The sequence below is a fragment of the Pseudomonas reactans genome (assembly GCF_013387025.1).
Classification (GTDB): domain Bacteria; phylum Pseudomonadota; class Gammaproteobacteria; order Pseudomonadales; family Pseudomonadaceae; genus Aquipseudomonas; species Aquipseudomonas reactans.
Map to the genome: position 1 here is coordinate 88,193 of NZ_JACAQP010000018.1, position 14,263 is coordinate 102,455.

Below are 14,263 nucleotides of genomic sequence, written 5' to 3' on the forward strand. Positions count from 1 at the left end.
CTGTTTATGCCAAAAATACGGCATTTATGGCTCTTTATTCAGGTTGAAAGTTAGTATTTAATTCAATACATGAATAAATCAGAACAGTTAGCCAACGACCCTCCCCTGCGTGCCGTGCGCACCTTCGAAGCGTTCGCGCGCCATGGCGGCGTGAATGCCGCCGCGCGCGAGTTGGACGTGTCCGCCTCGGCCATCAGCCATCAATTGCACTTGCTGGAAGATTTCCTGCAACAGCCGCTGACCTTGCGTCAGGGCCGCAACCTGGTACTCACCGATGAAGGCCGCGAGTATTACCGCGCGATTCGTTCGGCCTTCGCCGTACTGCGCAGCGCCACCGAGCACGTGCGCGAAAAAAGCGCTACGCGCCAGGTGACCATCAGCCTGATCCCGCTATTTGGCATCAACCTGTTCATCCCGCGCCTGGCGGATTTTCTGAAGGACCACCCGGCGCTGGACATCAACGTGACCTACGCCAACCACCGCAGTTACCCCAGCGATGCGGCCGACCTGTCGATCCGCTTCGGCACCGGGCATTGGCCGGGTTATCACAGTGAGCCGCTGATCTCCGGCGCGGTGACGCCCTATTGCAGCCGCGATTTCCTGGCGCAACACGGCCCCATCGATTCACCCGAGGCGCTGAGCCAACTGCCACTGCTGCACGACGAAGAACGCGGCACCTGGAGCCAGTGGTTCGAAGCGACCGGTGTCGACACCACGGCGCTGAACGGGTTGTTGCTGGAAGACGGCCAACTGGCGCTCACCGCAACTCTCACCGGCCTCGGCTGCGCCTTGCTGCGCGAGCCGCTGGTGGCTCCATTGGTGGCCAGTGGCGAGTTGGTAAAGTTGTTTGAACGGAAGGTCAATGATGGCCGCCAGTACTACCTGTGCCGGCGGGCCAACAGTGAATTGTCGAGCGAGGGGAATGACTTGTATGACTGGATCAAGCGCAGTCTGATCGCCGTTTAACCCAACCTACTGTAGGAGCGAGCTTGCTCGCGAAGAACCCAAGAGCGCCGCGTCAAACCCGATGCGCTGCGTTATCGTTAACGACCTTCGCGAGCAAGCTCGCTCCTACAGAAAGCGATTTTAGCTGCCATTGCCGCCATGGGCTTCTTCGAAGAAGTAGTCCTTCCAACTGGCCGCCTTGTTTTTCAGCACACCGAGTGCCTGCAATTTTTCGGCGTAGATGTAAGTGCGCTGCGGCACGATGGTGAAATCGATTTCCGGGTCCTGGACGATTTTTTCTACCAGGTCCAACGGCAATTTCGACTGTTCTACGCGAATATACGCCTTGGCAGCAGCCGGTTTGTCGGCCTTGATAATTTTCTCGGCCTCGGCCAGCGCGTCATAGAACGCCTTGTAGGTTTTGGGGTTCTCGTCGTGAAATTTCTGCGTGGTGTAGAGCACGTTGAACGTCGCCTGGCCGCCCAGGATGTCGTAGGAACTGAGCACCTTGTGCACGTTGGGATTCAACAGTTCCTGGTACTGGAACGGCGGGCTGGAGAAGTGCGCGTTGATCTCCGAACCGCCGGCAATCAGCGCGGCAGTCGCATCAGGGTGGGCCAGGCTGATGGAGATGTCGTCGAACTTCTTGTAGTTGGCATCGCCAAACTGCTTGGCGGTCTCGATCTGCAGGGTGCGCGACTGGAAACCCACTCCGGCGGCGGGCACGGCGATGCGGTCTTTTTCGGTGAAGTCCTTGAGGGTTTTCACGTTGGGGTTGTTGGTCAGCAGGTAGTTGGGCATAGAGCCGAGGGAGGCGATGGCCTTGACGTTCTGCTTGCCCTTGGTACGGTCCCACAGCGTTAGCATCGGTGGCACCCCGGCCGAGACCACGTCCAAGGCGCCTGCCAGCAGCGACTCGTTCATCGCGGTGGCGCCGGAAATGCTGTTCCACTCCACCTTGATATCCAGGCCCTGTTCCTTGCCGTGCTTCTCGATCAGGTTCTGGTCACGTACCACATCGAGGATCAGGTAGCCGATGCCGAATTGCTGGGCGATGCTGATCTTGCCTTCGGCCTGGGCGCCGATACTGATCAAGGCTGTCGCAGCAGCCAGCAGGGTCAGGGAAGAACGCTTGAACGTCATAGGAATCTGCCGGGTTTTTAAGAAGGTGATGGAGCCTAGCGGCGATTTTTAAGACTGGAAAAGAATATCGGGATCTATTGTTATGCAAATAACCCACAAACAGGCGCTCGGCTGGTATTGTGCCGCGCTTTGAAAACCTGCCGCACACTGCGAGGAAATGGACGTTGAACACTGACGAAAAAATGACTGGGGACCTGTTCGAGGTGGATAAGCGCCTGTCACTCAAACCCGTGGTGGACTTCAACGCCTACTTGCGCAGCGCCTTCGGCGAAGGCCCGTGCAGCTGTATCCGCTGCACGGCCAGCCAAGGTGATGAAACCGGCTATGAGTTCCAGCACACCTTCACCTTTGACGGCAAACCCACCCACCGCCGCTTCGCGTCCACGGCAGGCAGCGATGTACTGCAAGCGTTGAAGAAAGCCTGGTTGTCGTACACCAAGGCCGAGCTGCCGTTGAGCGGCGTGCTGGCGCTGGACACGGTGAAGGAGTTTGTCGAACCGCAACTGCACAAACGCCTGGCACCGCTGTTTTTGGCCAGTGGGTTGGTCAAGGAGGTAGAGGGGGTGTTGCAGGTTCAGCCGCAGGCGGCGTGATCAGTAACCCACACCCCGCACACCACCGGAAGCCCGGATCGATTCGCCGGTCACCCAATGAGCCTCATCGGAGGCCAGGAACACAGCTACCGGCGCGATATCTTCCGGCTCACCAAAGCGTCCAAGGGGCGTACCGGCGATCAGCGACTGGCCAAATTCGCCAGCAAAATTGCCATCGGTGGCCGGCGTGTTGGTATGGCCCGGCAGGATCGAGTTGACCCGGATCCCTTTCGGCCCCAGCTCACGCGCCAGGGCGAAGGTCAGCGTGTCCACCGCGCCCTTGGTGGCCGAGTACACGCTGGAGGCCAGGTAGGGGTCGGTGCTGAGGATCGAGCTGATGTTGATGATACTGCCGCCCTGCCCCAGCAACTTCACTGCTTCCCGCGCCGCCAGCAGATAACCCAGCACGTTGAGGTTGAACTGTTTGTGAAAGGCCTCTTCGGTCAGGTCTTCAATCATCTGGAACACCGCGACGCCAGCGTTGTTGACCAGAATATCCAGCCTGCCGAATTGCTCACCGACCGTTGCGAACAGCCGCGTAACGTCGGCGCCTACACTCATGTCCGCCTGCACACTGATCGCTTTGCCGCCGTGCTGCTGGATATGCGCAACCACTGCGTCGGCGTCGGTTTGACTGGTGGCGTAATTGACCACCACGGTCGCGCCGGCTGCCGCCAAGCCTTTTGCGATCCCTGCGCCGATGCCTTTCGAGGCACCGGTGACCACTGCAATTTTTCCGTCTAGCTTCATGATTCTGGTCTTCCCAAGGTTGAGTGATGTCGCTTGCCACCAGTATTCGGCCCGCCATAGGAATGCCGGTTGCCGGTTCTTCTCCCATGCTTGCCTATTCTTCTCAGCCGGCTTGCTTTGCCCGTCGACCTGGCTCAAGGTCGCTGCATGAACAACGACCTGGACGAACTGCGCCGCCTTGTGATGCGCGCCGACAACAAATGGACCGACACCGGCTTGCCTCGCGTGGCGATGGTGCGCGCCGAAGCGTGCGCGGATCAGGTGTATCAGCCGATGCTGCACCTGGTGCTGCAAGGTTCGAAGACCCTCTCCATCGGCGATCAGGTCGCGACCTACGGGCCGGCCAGCTATTTCGTGGTGCCAGTGGAGGTGCCAGCTACCGGCCAGGTCCATCCCTCGACAACCGCCTTGCCCTACCTGGCGCTCAGCCTGACCCTGGAACCCTCGATGATTGCTGCCGTGCTGGCAGACGAGCGTCAACCCGCCGAACGCCCGCGCACGCAACGGTTCGCGGCGGTGCAGGCGTCGGAGGAAATGCTGGATGCATGGCTGCGCATGCTGCGGTTGATGGATAAGCCCAACGAGGCGGCCGTACTGGCGCCCCTGATCGAGCGGGAAATCCTGTTTCGGGTCCTGCAGGGCCCGCTGCGCGAAACCCTGGTGGACATGGCGCGTCCCGATGGTCGCCTGGCGCAGATCCGCCGCGCCACCGAGTGGATCCGCCAGCACTACACCGAACCTTTTCGCGTAGAGCCACTGGCGGCCATGACCGACATGAGCGTGGCGGCGTTCTACCGGCACTTCAAAGCCATCACCGCGATGACGCCAATTCAGTACCAGAAACGCTTGCGCCTGTTGCGGGCGCGTTGGTTGCTGCTGTTCGACACCCTGGATGCGGCGTCCATCGCCTTCACCGTGGGTTACGAAAGCGCCTCGCAGTTCAGCCGCGAATATGCGCGGCTGTTTGGTTTACCGCCGGTGAAGGACGCGGCCCGCTTCAAGGTGCCGGGTTAAACGCCGGACAATACGCTGATGTCACCGGAACGCCAGACGTTATCCACCGTCACCCGCCGGATCAGCCAGACGCTGGCCTCCCTGACCAACTCAACGTCATAACGGTTCTTCATCAGGTAGTGCCGCGACGGATCGCTTTGCGGCACATGTTGCGCCTCCACCAGCGCGTCCAGGCGGGCGCTGTCGCCGTCCAGCGTCACCCGCGCGTTGCTCACGGAGTGCGTGGTGTCGAGCTGGCTGAGCGCCCCCGACAGCGCGGCGACGATGGTGTCGCGGCCTTCCAGCACGGGGTATTCAAAGCCGGCCTTGGCGGCCGCCGGACGAAAGTCCGACACGGCGTTTTGAGTGAAGGCCGAAGCCAGCAGGGCCGGATCGTTCTGGTCGATGCCCGCAGCAAAGCGATGCAGGGTGTCGATCACCGCGAACGTGTCGGCGGTGGTTTGAAACTCAGTAGACGTCATGGGGCGATTCCTGTGGCGATTAATAATCGATGATCTGGGTGCCGGCAATCGTCTGGGCAAAGCCCACGCCGAACAGTTTGGCCGGGGTTTCGAAACCGGCCCGGCGTTCGCCGCCGAGCACACGGCGTGCCGCTTCCACGGCGGCCAGTGGGGTGTAGCTGTAGCCGTTGACAGTCTCGATGACCGAGCGCGCCACCGAGCCGTCGAGGCCGGTGACTTCGGCCACGGCGCGCGCGCGGTGGGCGTCACGCTGAGACTGGGTAGGGCCGTCGGGCAGCAGCGACAAGTCGCCCTCGGGGAAGGCTTCGCCGGTGATGTGTACGTACATGGCGATCGTCGGGATGGCGCTGGAGTGCCAGGCAGTCACCAGGTCGCCAAACGACAACGGCGCGCACAGTGCCGGTCCGTCGCCAAAGTCCAGGTGCTGAGGCTGGGCGTCCGGTGTGGCGACCAGTTCGCCATCGATGCGCGTCATCACTCCTGCGCCGATGATCTCGCCGACGCTCAGGGCCGACCCACGGGACATGGCGCCGGGCACCTGCAGGGCGATTTTTATCGACTGCGGCTGTTGCACACGGCTGGCGACGTGCATGGCCAGGCAGTCGGTGGGCACCACGTCCCAGCCCACGCCGGGCAGCAACATCACGTCCGCTTCGGCGCCGAGTTGCTCGGCAAGGCGGTACACGTTGATTTCGGCGGTGATGTCCAGGTAGTCGGTGCCATTGGCGATACAAGCGCGCATCAGCGCTGCGGCGGTCTGGGCGAACGGCCCGGCGAAATTGAGCAGGACGTCGATCCCGTCCAACTGGGCGGCATCCGCTGTGAACACGCGGTAAGGCGCGTCCAACTCAGCGGCCAGCGAGGCCAGGCGCTCGGCGTTGCGGCCGGCCAGCACCAGGTTGAGTCCGAGTGTTTTCGCGTGGTGCGCCGCCATGCGTCCGGTGTAGCCGGTGGCGCCGTAGATCATCAAGGTTTTCATGAGGTGTGCTGCCAGTTCTTGTAGACGAATTCGAGGCTGTAGCCGTCCGGGTCCAGCACGTTGGCCGCGTAGTAGTTGGGGTCGTAGTGCAGGCGTGCGCCCGGTGCGCCGTTGTCGGTGGCGCCGTTGGCCAGGGCGGCGGCGTAGGCGTTTTCCACCTCGGCGCGGTTATTGGCGACAAAGCCCACATGCACCGCTCGCCCTTCCACCACGCCTTCGCGCAGCCAGAAAAACATCCGGCCGTGGGCGCCAAAGCCCTTCAGGTCCGGATGGCCGGGCGGGCCGTCCTTGCCGTCGTAGTCATGCCGCGCGTTGATGCCGAGCGGCGTCAGGGTGGCTTCGTAGAAGCGGATTGAGCGTTGGATATCGCTCACCGAGATAAACAGATGATCGAGCATGGTGGAGCCTCCTGATTCAGATGATGTAGCCGCCCGCGACCTCGACGGTCTGGGCATTGATCCAGCGGCCTTCTTCCGACAGCAACAGGGCGATAACCCGTGCCACATCTTCCGGTTCGCCTACACGGCCGAGGGCGGTTTGCCCGGCCAGCAGCGCTTCGAATTCATCGTTCAAGCCGCCGCCCAGTTCGGTGCGAATCGCTCCGGGCGACACCGCATTGGCGCGGATACGTCGCTCACCGAACTCCTTGGCCATGTAGCGCGTGAGCACATCCAGGCCGCCCTTGAACGCCGCGTAAGGCGCGACACCCGCCGTCGCGACGCGAGTGGTGGCGCTGGTGAGGTTGACGATGCTGGCGTGTTCTTCCAGCAGCGGCAGCAGGGTTTGGGTGAGGAAAAACGGCCCCTTGAGGTGCACGTTGAACAGGCCGTCGAACTGCGCCTCGGTCACCGACTCAAGGGGGTTGAACAAACCATAGCCGGCGTTGTTCACCAGCCCACTCAAGGTGCTTGCGTCCCAGGTGGTGTGCAGGGCAAACGTCACCGCCTCACGGAATGCAGGGAATGTGCTGACAGCCGCAACATCCAATTCCAGCGCCACGGCTTTACCGCCGCTGGCCTCGATGCGCTGGACCACCGCCTGTGCCGCATCCGGGTTGCGGTTGTACGTCAGGATCACGCCATGTCCCTGACGTGCACACAGCTCGGCGGTGCTGGCACCGATCCCACGGCTGCCTCCGGTAATCACGATAACGCCCATGGCCTGCTCCACTGCTGAAAAGTTGAGTGACCACAGTAGTCATCGCCCTACTCTTCGACGCAGCCGTTCCTACTCCAATCCTGCCTGTTTCTGCTTTTTGCTTGCGCAAGGTTCAATGGAAGGCACAGCATGGTCGCCATGAATACTCAATTGATCGAACTGCGCGCCTTGGCTGCCAAGGCCGAAAACCGCCGCACCGAGACCGGCATCCCCCGCGTGGCGATGGTCCAGGGGGCGATTCCCGAGCATATGCTCGCGGCGGTGTATGACCCGATGATCAACCTGATCCTGCAGGGCAGTAAGTGCATGACCGTGGGCGACCGCACGCTCCATTACGACCCGGCGACGTATTTTGTGATGTCCATCGAGTTGCCCGCAGTCGGCGTGGTGAACCCGGCGATCACGGGCGAACCCTACCTGGCGGTGAGCCTGACGCTTGATCCGACCGTGCTGACCACCCTGCTCAACGACCTGCCGGCCCCCAACGGGCGTTGCGAACAGGAAGCCGGTTTCTCCGTGGCGGCCGTCACGCCCGCCTTGATGGATGCCTGGGTGCGCATGCTGCGCCTGATGGGCGACCCGGTGGCGATTGCCGCCTTGGCGCCCGCGTACGAACGGGAAATCCTCTACCACGTGCTGCAAGGCCCGCACGGCTGGATGTTGCGCGAGATTGCCGCGCCGGATACGGCCATGGCGCGGGTCAGCCGAGCGATCCAGTGGATCCGACGCGACTATGCCGAGCCGATTCGTGTGGAGGCGTTGGCGCAGAAGGCTGCAATGAGTGTTTCGGCATTTCACCGGCACTTCAAGGCGGTGACCAACCTGAGCCCGTTGCAGTACCAGAAACGCGTGCGGCTGTTGCAGGCGCGCACGTTGATGGTGGCCAGTGCCAGCAGCGTGACCAGTGCGGCGTTTGAGGTGGGGTATGAAAGTGCGACCCAGTTCAGCCGCGATTATGCGCGGGTGTTCGGGTTGCCGCCGGCACGGGACACGGCGCGAATCTTGGCGGCGGCGCGAGGCTGATGTGGCGAGGGAGCTTGCTCCCTCGCCACAGGTTCAGCGTCAATGACTCAATGCGTTTACTTGCGCGCAGCCTCCCACTGTTTGAGCAAGTCGCCGTAAGCCACGGTCTCGCCCTTCGGCTTCTCGTTGGCCAGTTTCGGTTTCGGCGCGCCCGGCTGGTCGAACCAGTATTGCGCGTCACGCTCGGGGTTCATTTTCGGGCCGCACACCGGTTGCACCTTGGAGCGCTCCAGGCGCGTCATGATCGCGTCCTGTTCCTTGGCCAGGTTGTCCAGTGCTTGCTGCGGGGTTTTCTCGCCGCTGGCGGCGGCGGCGATGTTGCTCCACCACAGTTGTGCCAGGCGTGGGTAGTCCGGCACGTTGGTGCCGGTCGGCGACCATTCGGTACGGGCCGGGCTGCGATAGAACTCCACCAGTCCACCCAGTTTCGGCGCCATGTCGGTCATCGCTTGGGAGTTGATGTCGGACTCACGGATCGGCGTCAGGCCGACGATGGTTTTCTTCAGCGAGACGGTTTTCGAGGTCACGAACTGCGCGTAGAGCCAGGCCGCGAGTTTCTGCTTCTCAGGCGTCGACTTGAGGAAGGTCCAGGATCCTACGTCCTGATAGCCCTTCTTCATGCCCTTTTCCCAGTAAGGTCCTACCGGCGAAGGCGCCATGCGCCACTTCGGCGTGCCGTCGGCATTCACCACCGGCAAGCCCGGTTTGACCATGTCGGCGGTAAACGCGGTGTACCAGAAGATCTGCTGGGCGATGTTGCCTTGGGACGGCACCGGGCCGGATTCGGAGAAGGTCATGCCCGCCGCTTCCGGTGGCGCGTAGGCTTTCATCCAGTCCACGTATTTCTGGGTGGCGTACACGGCGGCCGGGCCGTTGGTGTCGCCGCCACGGGTGACGCTGGAGCCGACCGGGTGGCAGTCCTCCACGCGAATGCCCCACTCGTCCACCGGCAAGCCATTGGGCAAGCCCTTGTCGCCGCCACCGGCCATGGAGAACCAGGCATCGGTGAAGCGCCAGCCCAGGGACGGGTCTTTCTTGCCGTAGTCCATGTGCCCATACACGCGCTTGCCGTCGATTTCCTTGACGTCTTCGCTGAAGAACTTGGCGATGTCTTCATAGGCCGACCAGTTCACCGGCACGCCGAGGTCATAGCCGTATTTTTCCTTGAACTTGGCTTTCAGGTCCGCGCGCTCGAACCAGTCGGCGCGAAACCAGTACAGGTTGGCGAACTGCTGGTCGGGCAACTGGTAGATCTTGCCGTCCGGCGCGGTGGTGAATGAGAGGCCGATGAAGTCCTTCAGATCCAGGGTCGGCGAGGTGTAGTCCTTGCCCTCATTGGCCATCAGGTCAGTGATGGATTCGGTCTTGCCGTAGCGAAAGTGCGTACCGATCAGGTCCGAGTCGTTGACCCAGCCGTCATAGATGTTCTTGTCGGACTGCATCTGGGTTTGCAGCTTTTCCACCACGTCGCCTTCCTGCAGCAAGTCGTGGGTCAGCTTGATCCCGGTGATTTCACTGAAGGCCTTGGCCAGCACCTTGGACTCGTACTCGTGGGTGGTGAGGGTTTCCGACACCACGTTGATCTTCATCCCACGGAACGGTTCCGACGCCTTGATAAACCACTTGAGCTCCTCAAGCTGCTGTTCAGCGGTGAGGGTGGACGGTTTGAATTCGCTGCCGATCCATTTTTTCGCGGCATCTTCGTACGCATCGGCCCAGGCCGAAGCGCTCAAACCGCTGAGGGCCAGTACGGCGGCCAATGAAATGCTATGTCGCAGCTTATTGTTCTTATTCAACATAGAGACCTCCAGGTTAATTTCAAAAGGGACCTGCGAACACAACCACTGTAGGAGCGAGCTTGCTCGCGAAAAGCTCACAGACACCGCGGGCTACCTGGAGCGCTGCGTTATCGTTGACGATCTTCGCGAGCAAGCTCGCTCCTACAAGGTGTCGGGCCACTAGCCCCAACGCATCACACTCAACAGCCATACCAGGGAGAGCGCGGACGCCACCCAGATGCTCCAGTCGGTAGCGCCGATCACCAGCAAATGCAGGTAGGCGCTGCCGAGAAGACCGATAAACAAACGATCACCACGGGTGGTGCTGATCGGTAACAAACCGCGCCGAGGGATGCTCGGCGAACGCAATTCCCAGGTGGTCATGCCCGCGAGGATCAGGGCTATGGCACCAAAGAACAGCGCGGTGGGGGTGGTCCAGGCCATCCATTCCATCATCGACTCCTCAGACCCGGCCCAGGGCAAAGCCCTTGGCCACGTGGTTGCGAACAAACCAGATCACCAGCATGCCGGGAATGATAGTCAACACCCCCGCCGCCGCCAGCACGCCCCAATCGATACCCGACGCCGAGACCGTGCGCGTCATCACCGCCGCGATGGGCTTGGCGTTGACCGAGGTCAGCGTGCGCGCCAGCAGCAGTTCGACCCAGGAAAACATGAAGCAGAAAAACGCGGTCACACCGATGCCGGAGCCGATCAACGGGATAAAGATCTTCACGAAGAACTTGGGAAACGAGTAGCCGTCGATGTAGGCGGTTTCGTCGATTTCCTTGGGCACCCCGGACATGAAGCCCTCCAGGATCCACACCGCCAACGGCACGTTGAACAAACAGTGCGCCAGCGCCACTGCGATATGGGTGTCAAACAAACCAATCGACGAATACAGCTGGAAGAACGGCAGCAAAAACACCGCCGGCGGCGCCATGCGGTTGGTCAGCAGCCAGAAGAACAGGTGCTTGTCGCCCAGGAAGCGGTAGCGCGAAAACGCATAGGCCGCCGGCAGCGCCACGCTCAGGGAGATCACCGTGTTCAGGCTCACGTAGTACAGCGAGTTGAGGTAACCGGTGTACCAGCTCGGGTCAGTGAAGATCACCTTGTAGTTAGCCAGGGTGAAGTCCTGCGGAAACAGCGTCAGCCCGCCAAGGATTTCGGTGTTGCTCTTGAAGGACATGTTCAGCAGCCAGTAGATCGGCACCAGCAGGAACAGGATGTAGATCAGCAGCGGAATAACCTTGCGCTTGCTCATGTTGGCGGCCTCAGCGGTTGGCGTCGGAGTGGGTCATGGCGGTGTAGAACAGCCAGGACACCAACAGGATGATCAGGAAGTACACCAGCGAGAAGGCGGCCGCCGGGCCCAGGTCGAATTGGCCTACGGCCATCTGGGTCAGCGTCTGACTCAGGAACGTGGTGGCGTTACCCGGCCCGCCGCCAGTGAGGACGAACGGCTCGGTGTAGATCATGAAGCTGTCCATGAAGCGCAGCATCACCGCGATCAGCAGCACGCTTTTCATCTTCGGCAACTGGATATGTCGGAAAACCGCCCAGGGCGATGCCCGATCAATCCGCGCGGCCTGGTAGTACACGTCCGGAATCGCCCGTAGGCCTGAGTAGCAGAGCAGCGCCACCAGCGACGTCCAGTGCCATACGTCCATTACCAGCACCGTCACCCAGGCGTCCATGGTGTTGGCGGCGTAGTTGTAGCTGATGCCGAGGGCGTTGAGGCTGTAACCCAGCAAACCGATATCGGCGCGGCCAAAAATCTGCCAGATCGTACCCACCACGTTCCAAGGGATCAGCAGCGGAATCGCGAGGATGATCAGCACCAGCGACGACCAGCGGCCCTTGGTCGGCATGGTCAGGGCGATGGCGATGCCCAGCGGGATTTCGATCAGCAGCACGCAGGCCGAGTAGATGAACTGGCGCAGCAGCGAGTCATGCAAACGTGGGTCGAGCAGCACCTGCTTGTACCAATCGGCGCCGACAAAGTAGCGGCTGGACTGGTCGAAGATGTCCTGCACCGAGTAGTTGACCACGGTCATCATCGGGATCACCGCACTGAACGCCACCAGCAGGAACACCGGCAACACCAGCCACCAGGCCTTGTTGTTCTGCACCTTGTTCATGGCTGCACCTCCAGCAGATAATCGTCCGCGTACACCATCAGCCACTGCGCGGGAAAGCTGATGGAGGCCTTGCCTTCGGGCCCCGGTTTGTCTTCGGCCAGGCGCACCTTGAGCAACGCGCCATCCAGGCTGAGGGTGATGATTTTGTAGGTGCCAAGGTCTTCCAAGTGTGTGACATCGGCCTGCAGGGCGTCGGGATTGTGCTCGTCCCACACGTGGATGAATTCCGGGCGGATGCCGACCTGCAGTTTCTTGTAGTCGGTGCTGGCGATGCGTTGCTGCAGCGCCTCGGACAACGGCAGATGGGTGCCGGCAAAGCGCACTCCGCCCGCCTCCGCCTGCACTTCGATCAGGTTCATCCCAGGGCTGCCGATGAAATAGCCGACAAAGGTGTGGCTAGGCCGTTCGAACAGATCCCGGGGCGTGCCGAATTGCACAATCTGCCCGCCGTACATCACCGCGATCTTGTCGGCGAAGGTCGAGGCCTCCAACTGGTCGTGGGTGACATAGACCATGGTGATATTGAACTGCTCGTGGATCTGCTTGAGCTTGCGCCGCAGTTTCCACTTGAGGTGCGGGTCGATCACCGTCAGCGGTTCGTCAAAGAGGATCGCCGACACGTCGTCACGCACCAGCCCACGGCCCATGGAGACCTTCTGCTTTTCGTCGGCGGTGAGGTTGCGCGCCTTTTTGGTCAGCAGGTTTTGCAGGTCGAGGACCTCGGCAATTTCCTGCACCTTGCTGTGAATTTTCGCCTCGGCCATGCCTTGGTTACGCAGCGGGAACGCCAGGTTGTCGAACACCGTCATGGTGTCGTACACCACCGGGAACTGGAACACCTGGGCGATATTGCGTTTTTCCGGGGTGAGGTCATTGACCACTTTCGTGTCAAACAACACCTGGCCTTCAGACGGGCTGAGCAGGCCGGAGATGATATTGAGCAAGGTCGACTTGCCGCAGCCCGACGGCCCGAGTAAAGCGTAGGCCCCACCCTGCTCCCACACGTGGTTCATTTCCCGGATGGCGTAGTCCTCCGGACCACTCGGCGTAGGGCTGTAGCTATGCGCCAGGTTCTGCAAATGGATCTCGGCCATCAGGCAACCCTCGCGACACGGCGCCCGGGGGCCTGGACCAAACGGCCCTGACCATCGAACACAAACAGTTTATGGGTGGGGATGTACACACGGATCGGCGCGTCGACGTCGTACTCGTGCACCCCAGGCAGGTGCAGCACCAGCAGGAAATACTCGCTGCGCACGTGCAGGAAGGTTTCCGAGCCGCTGATCTCCGCGACTTCTACGGTCACCGCCAGCTCCAGGTCGTCATCGTTGCTCGGCACCAGGCTGATATGGCTGGGGCGTACGCCGAAACGGAACTCGCCCTCACCAATGGGGCGCAGATCGACGTTCAGCGGGAAGTGCACGAAATTGGCGAAGCTCACTTCATTGCCACTGATACGCCCCGGCATCAGGTTGATCGGCGGCTCGGAAAACAGCTCGGCGGCCAACACCGTCTGCGGCTGGTGATACACCTCGGCGGCCTTGCCGCTCTGGATCACCCGGCCTTCGTGCAGGATGGTGGTGGTGCCACCGAGGGCGAGGGCTTCGTTGGGCTCGGTGGTGGCATAGATGGCAATGGTATGGCGCGCGGCGAACAGCTCGCGCATTTCCTGACGCAGCTCTTCGCGCAGTTTGTAGTCCAGGTTCACCAGTGGCTCATCGAACAGGATCAGCTCGGCGTCCTTGACCAGCGCGCGGGCCATGGCCGTGCGTTGCTGCTGGCCGCCGGAGAGTTCCAGCGGATGACGCTGGAGGAATTTCTCGATGCGCAGCATTTTCGCGGTTTCCAGCACCTTGCTCTGGATCACGTCGTTAGACACACCGGCCTGGCGCAACGGCGAGGCGATGTTCTCGAACACGGTCATGGTCGGGTAGTTGATGAACTGCTGGTACACCATCGACACGTTGCGCAGGCGCACCGGTTTTTGCGTGACATCCACGCCGTTCATCAGGATGCGACCGCTGTTGGGCTTGTCCAGGCCGGCCATCAGGCGCATCAGGCTGGTTTTGCCGGACAGGGTGCGGCCGAGCAAGACGTTGAAGGAACCGGCTTCGAAACGCAGGGTGGCGTCGTCGATCCAGGTTTGGCCTTCGACAACGCGGGAGACATTTTCCAGGGTCAATGACATGACACGACCTTTTTTATTATTGGAATGAATCTGGCCAGTTGTCAGAGCGAGTTTCGTGCCAAAACGGCAAGTGGTTGATGTGCAAAGAAA

At 61.3% G+C, this 14,263-nt stretch carries 16 protein-coding genes; 4 read left to right on the top strand and 12 right to left on the bottom strand.

The window, feature by feature from the left end; all coding sequences use genetic code 11:
- The first annotated feature begins 69 nt into the window (after nt 1-69).
- The gene (locus HX793_RS19290; RefSeq protein ID WP_177052163.1) at nt 70-966 is read left to right on the top strand and encodes a LysR substrate-binding domain-containing protein; all 897 of its coding nucleotides are present in this window, start codon (nt 70-72) and stop codon (nt 964-966) included.
- Nucleotides 967-1,086: 120 nt separating this feature from the next.
- Here HX793_RS19290 and HX793_RS19295 read toward each other — a convergent pair whose 3' ends face one another.
- Nucleotides 1,087-2,088, bottom strand: coding sequence for an ABC transporter substrate-binding protein (locus HX793_RS19295; RefSeq protein WP_177096836.1), 1,002 nt, complete (start codon nt 2,086-2,088; stop codon nt 1,087-1,089).
- Nucleotides 2,089-2,252: 164 nt separating this feature from the next.
- Here HX793_RS19295 and HX793_RS19300 point away from each other — a divergent pair, with 164 nt between their 5' ends.
- Nucleotides 2,253-2,681: a hypothetical protein gene (locus HX793_RS19300; protein WP_177052159.1), complete on the top strand. Its 429-nt coding sequence runs from the start codon at nt 2,253-2,255 to the stop codon at nt 2,679-2,681.
- Here the strand turns inward: HX793_RS19300 and HX793_RS19305 are convergent, their stop codons facing one another.
- Entirely contained in the window at nt 2,682-3,431 is a 750-nt protein-coding gene (locus HX793_RS19305) for an SDR family NAD(P)-dependent oxidoreductase (RefSeq protein ID WP_177052157.1), read from the bottom strand.
- 147 nt (nt 3,432-3,578) lie between these two features.
- On the opposite strand from HX793_RS19305, the gene HX793_RS19310 reads away from it, so the two are divergent.
- Nucleotides 3,579-4,445 (top strand): AraC family transcriptional regulator, encoded by an 867-nt coding sequence (locus tag HX793_RS19310; RefSeq protein WP_177060541.1) that lies wholly within the window; start codon nt 3,579-3,581, stop codon nt 4,443-4,445.
- Here HX793_RS19310 and HX793_RS19315 read toward each other — a convergent pair.
- From HX793_RS19315 to HX793_RS19330, 4 genes are read right to left on the bottom strand one after another with little or no spacing between them, the layout of a single operon-like run.
- Nucleotides 4,442-4,906 (bottom strand): nuclear transport factor 2 family protein, encoded by a 465-nt coding sequence (locus HX793_RS19315; protein ID WP_177060539.1) that lies wholly within the window; start codon nt 4,904-4,906, stop codon nt 4,442-4,444. The two genes, HX793_RS19310 and HX793_RS19315, sit on opposite strands and share 4 nt — an antisense overlap.
- A 19-nt stretch (nt 4,907-4,925) precedes the next feature.
- On the bottom strand, nt 4,926-5,885 hold the full coding sequence (locus HX793_RS19320) for a saccharopine dehydrogenase family protein (RefSeq protein WP_177052151.1): 960 nt from the start codon (nt 5,883-5,885) through the stop codon (nt 4,926-4,928).
- Nucleotides 5,882-6,283, bottom strand: a complete 402-nt coding sequence (locus HX793_RS19325; RefSeq protein ID WP_177060537.1) for a VOC family protein — start codon at nt 6,281-6,283, stop codon at nt 5,882-5,884. Before HX793_RS19325 ends, HX793_RS19320 begins: the two co-directional genes overlap by 4 nt.
- Nucleotides 6,284-6,299: 16 nt before the next feature.
- Complete coding sequence (locus HX793_RS19330) at nt 6,300-7,043, bottom strand: SDR family NAD(P)-dependent oxidoreductase (protein WP_177060535.1); 744 nt, start codon at nt 7,041-7,043, stop codon at nt 6,300-6,302.
- Nucleotides 7,044-7,181: 138 nt separating this feature from the next.
- On the opposite strand from HX793_RS19330, the gene HX793_RS19335 reads away from it, so the two are divergent.
- Nucleotides 7,182-8,066: an AraC family transcriptional regulator gene (locus HX793_RS19335; RefSeq protein WP_025999803.1), complete on the top strand. Its 885-nt coding sequence runs from the start codon at nt 7,182-7,184 to the stop codon at nt 8,064-8,066.
- A gap of 56 nt (nt 8,067-8,122) precedes the next feature.
- Here the strand turns inward: HX793_RS19335 and HX793_RS19340 are convergent, their stop codons facing one another.
- From HX793_RS19340 to HX793_RS19365, 6 genes are all read right to left on the bottom strand, one after another.
- Nucleotides 8,123-9,865: an ABC transporter substrate-binding protein gene (locus HX793_RS19340; RefSeq protein WP_016977308.1), complete on the bottom strand. Its 1,743-nt coding sequence runs from the start codon at nt 9,863-9,865 to the stop codon at nt 8,123-8,125.
- Nucleotides 9,866-10,024: 159 nt separating this feature from the next.
- Nucleotides 10,025-10,297 carry a DUF2160 domain-containing protein gene (locus HX793_RS19345; protein WP_016977309.1) on the bottom strand — a complete coding sequence of 91 codons (273 nt, stop codon included), beginning with the start codon at nt 10,295-10,297 and terminating at the stop codon, nt 10,025-10,027.
- 10 nt (nt 10,298-10,307) lie between these two features.
- Nucleotides 10,308-11,108 (bottom strand): carbohydrate ABC transporter permease, encoded by an 801-nt coding sequence (locus HX793_RS19350; protein ID WP_177096834.1) that lies wholly within the window; start codon nt 11,106-11,108, stop codon nt 10,308-10,310.
- 10 nt (nt 11,109-11,118) lie between these two features.
- A complete protein-coding gene (locus HX793_RS19355; protein WP_010209674.1) occupies nt 11,119-11,985 on the bottom strand; it encodes a carbohydrate ABC transporter permease in 867 nt (288 codons plus the stop codon).
- Nucleotides 11,982-13,079 carry an ABC transporter ATP-binding protein gene (locus HX793_RS19360; RefSeq protein ID WP_177096832.1) on the bottom strand — a complete coding sequence of 366 codons (1,098 nt, stop codon included), beginning with the start codon at nt 13,077-13,079 and terminating at the stop codon, nt 11,982-11,984. The genes HX793_RS19355 and HX793_RS19360 overlap by 4 nt, the downstream gene beginning before the upstream one ends.
- Nucleotides 13,079-14,173, bottom strand: a complete 1,095-nt coding sequence (locus HX793_RS19365) for an ABC transporter ATP-binding protein (protein ID WP_177096830.1) — start codon at nt 14,171-14,173, stop codon at nt 13,079-13,081. The genes HX793_RS19360 and HX793_RS19365 overlap by 1 nt, the downstream gene beginning before the upstream one ends.
- Between the last annotated feature and the right edge of the window lie 90 nt (nt 14,174-14,263).

Coding starts and splice junctions, on each gene's coding strand:
- HX793_RS19310 (WP_177060541.1), top strand. CDS start 3,579: ATGAACAACGACCTGGACGAACTGCGCCGCCTTGTGATGCGCGCCGAC.
- HX793_RS19295 (WP_177096836.1), bottom strand. CDS start 2,088: ATGACGTTCAAGCGTTCTTCCCTGACCCTGCTGGCTGCTGCGACAGCC.
- HX793_RS19360 (WP_177096832.1), bottom strand. CDS start 13,079: ATGGCCGAGATCCATTTGCAGAACCTGGCGCATAGCTACAGCCCTACG.
- HX793_RS19315 (WP_177060539.1), bottom strand. CDS start 4,906: ATGACGTCTACTGAGTTTCAAACCACCGCCGACACGTTCGCGGTGATC.
- HX793_RS19325 (WP_177060537.1), bottom strand. CDS start 6,283: ATGCTCGATCATCTGTTTATCTCGGTGAGCGATATCCAACGCTCAATC.
- HX793_RS19320 (WP_177052151.1), bottom strand. CDS start 5,885: ATGAAAACCTTGATGATCTACGGCGCCACCGGCTACACCGGACGCATG.
- HX793_RS19290 (WP_177052163.1), top strand. CDS start 70: ATGAATAAATCAGAACAGTTAGCCAACGACCCTCCCCTGCGTGCCGTG.
- HX793_RS19350 (WP_177096834.1), bottom strand. CDS start 11,108: ATGAGCAAGCGCAAGGTTATTCCGCTGCTGATCTACATCCTGTTCCTG.
- HX793_RS19330 (WP_177060535.1), bottom strand. CDS start 7,043: ATGGGCGTTATCGTGATTACCGGAGGCAGCCGTGGGATCGGTGCCAGC.
- HX793_RS19355 (WP_010209674.1), bottom strand. CDS start 11,985: ATGAACAAGGTGCAGAACAACAAGGCCTGGTGGCTGGTGTTGCCGGTG.
- HX793_RS19340 (WP_016977308.1), bottom strand. CDS start 9,865: ATGTTGAATAAGAACAATAAGCTGCGACATAGCATTTCATTGGCCGCC.
- HX793_RS19305 (WP_177052157.1), bottom strand. CDS start 3,431: ATGAAGCTAGACGGAAAAATTGCAGTGGTCACCGGTGCCTCGAAAGGC.
- HX793_RS19365 (WP_177096830.1), bottom strand. CDS start 14,173: ATGTCATTGACCCTGGAAAATGTCTCCCGCGTTGTCGAAGGCCAAACC.
- HX793_RS19345 (WP_016977309.1), bottom strand. CDS start 10,297: ATGGAATGGATGGCCTGGACCACCCCCACCGCGCTGTTCTTTGGTGCC.
- HX793_RS19335 (WP_025999803.1), top strand. CDS start 7,182: ATGAATACTCAATTGATCGAACTGCGCGCCTTGGCTGCCAAGGCCGAA.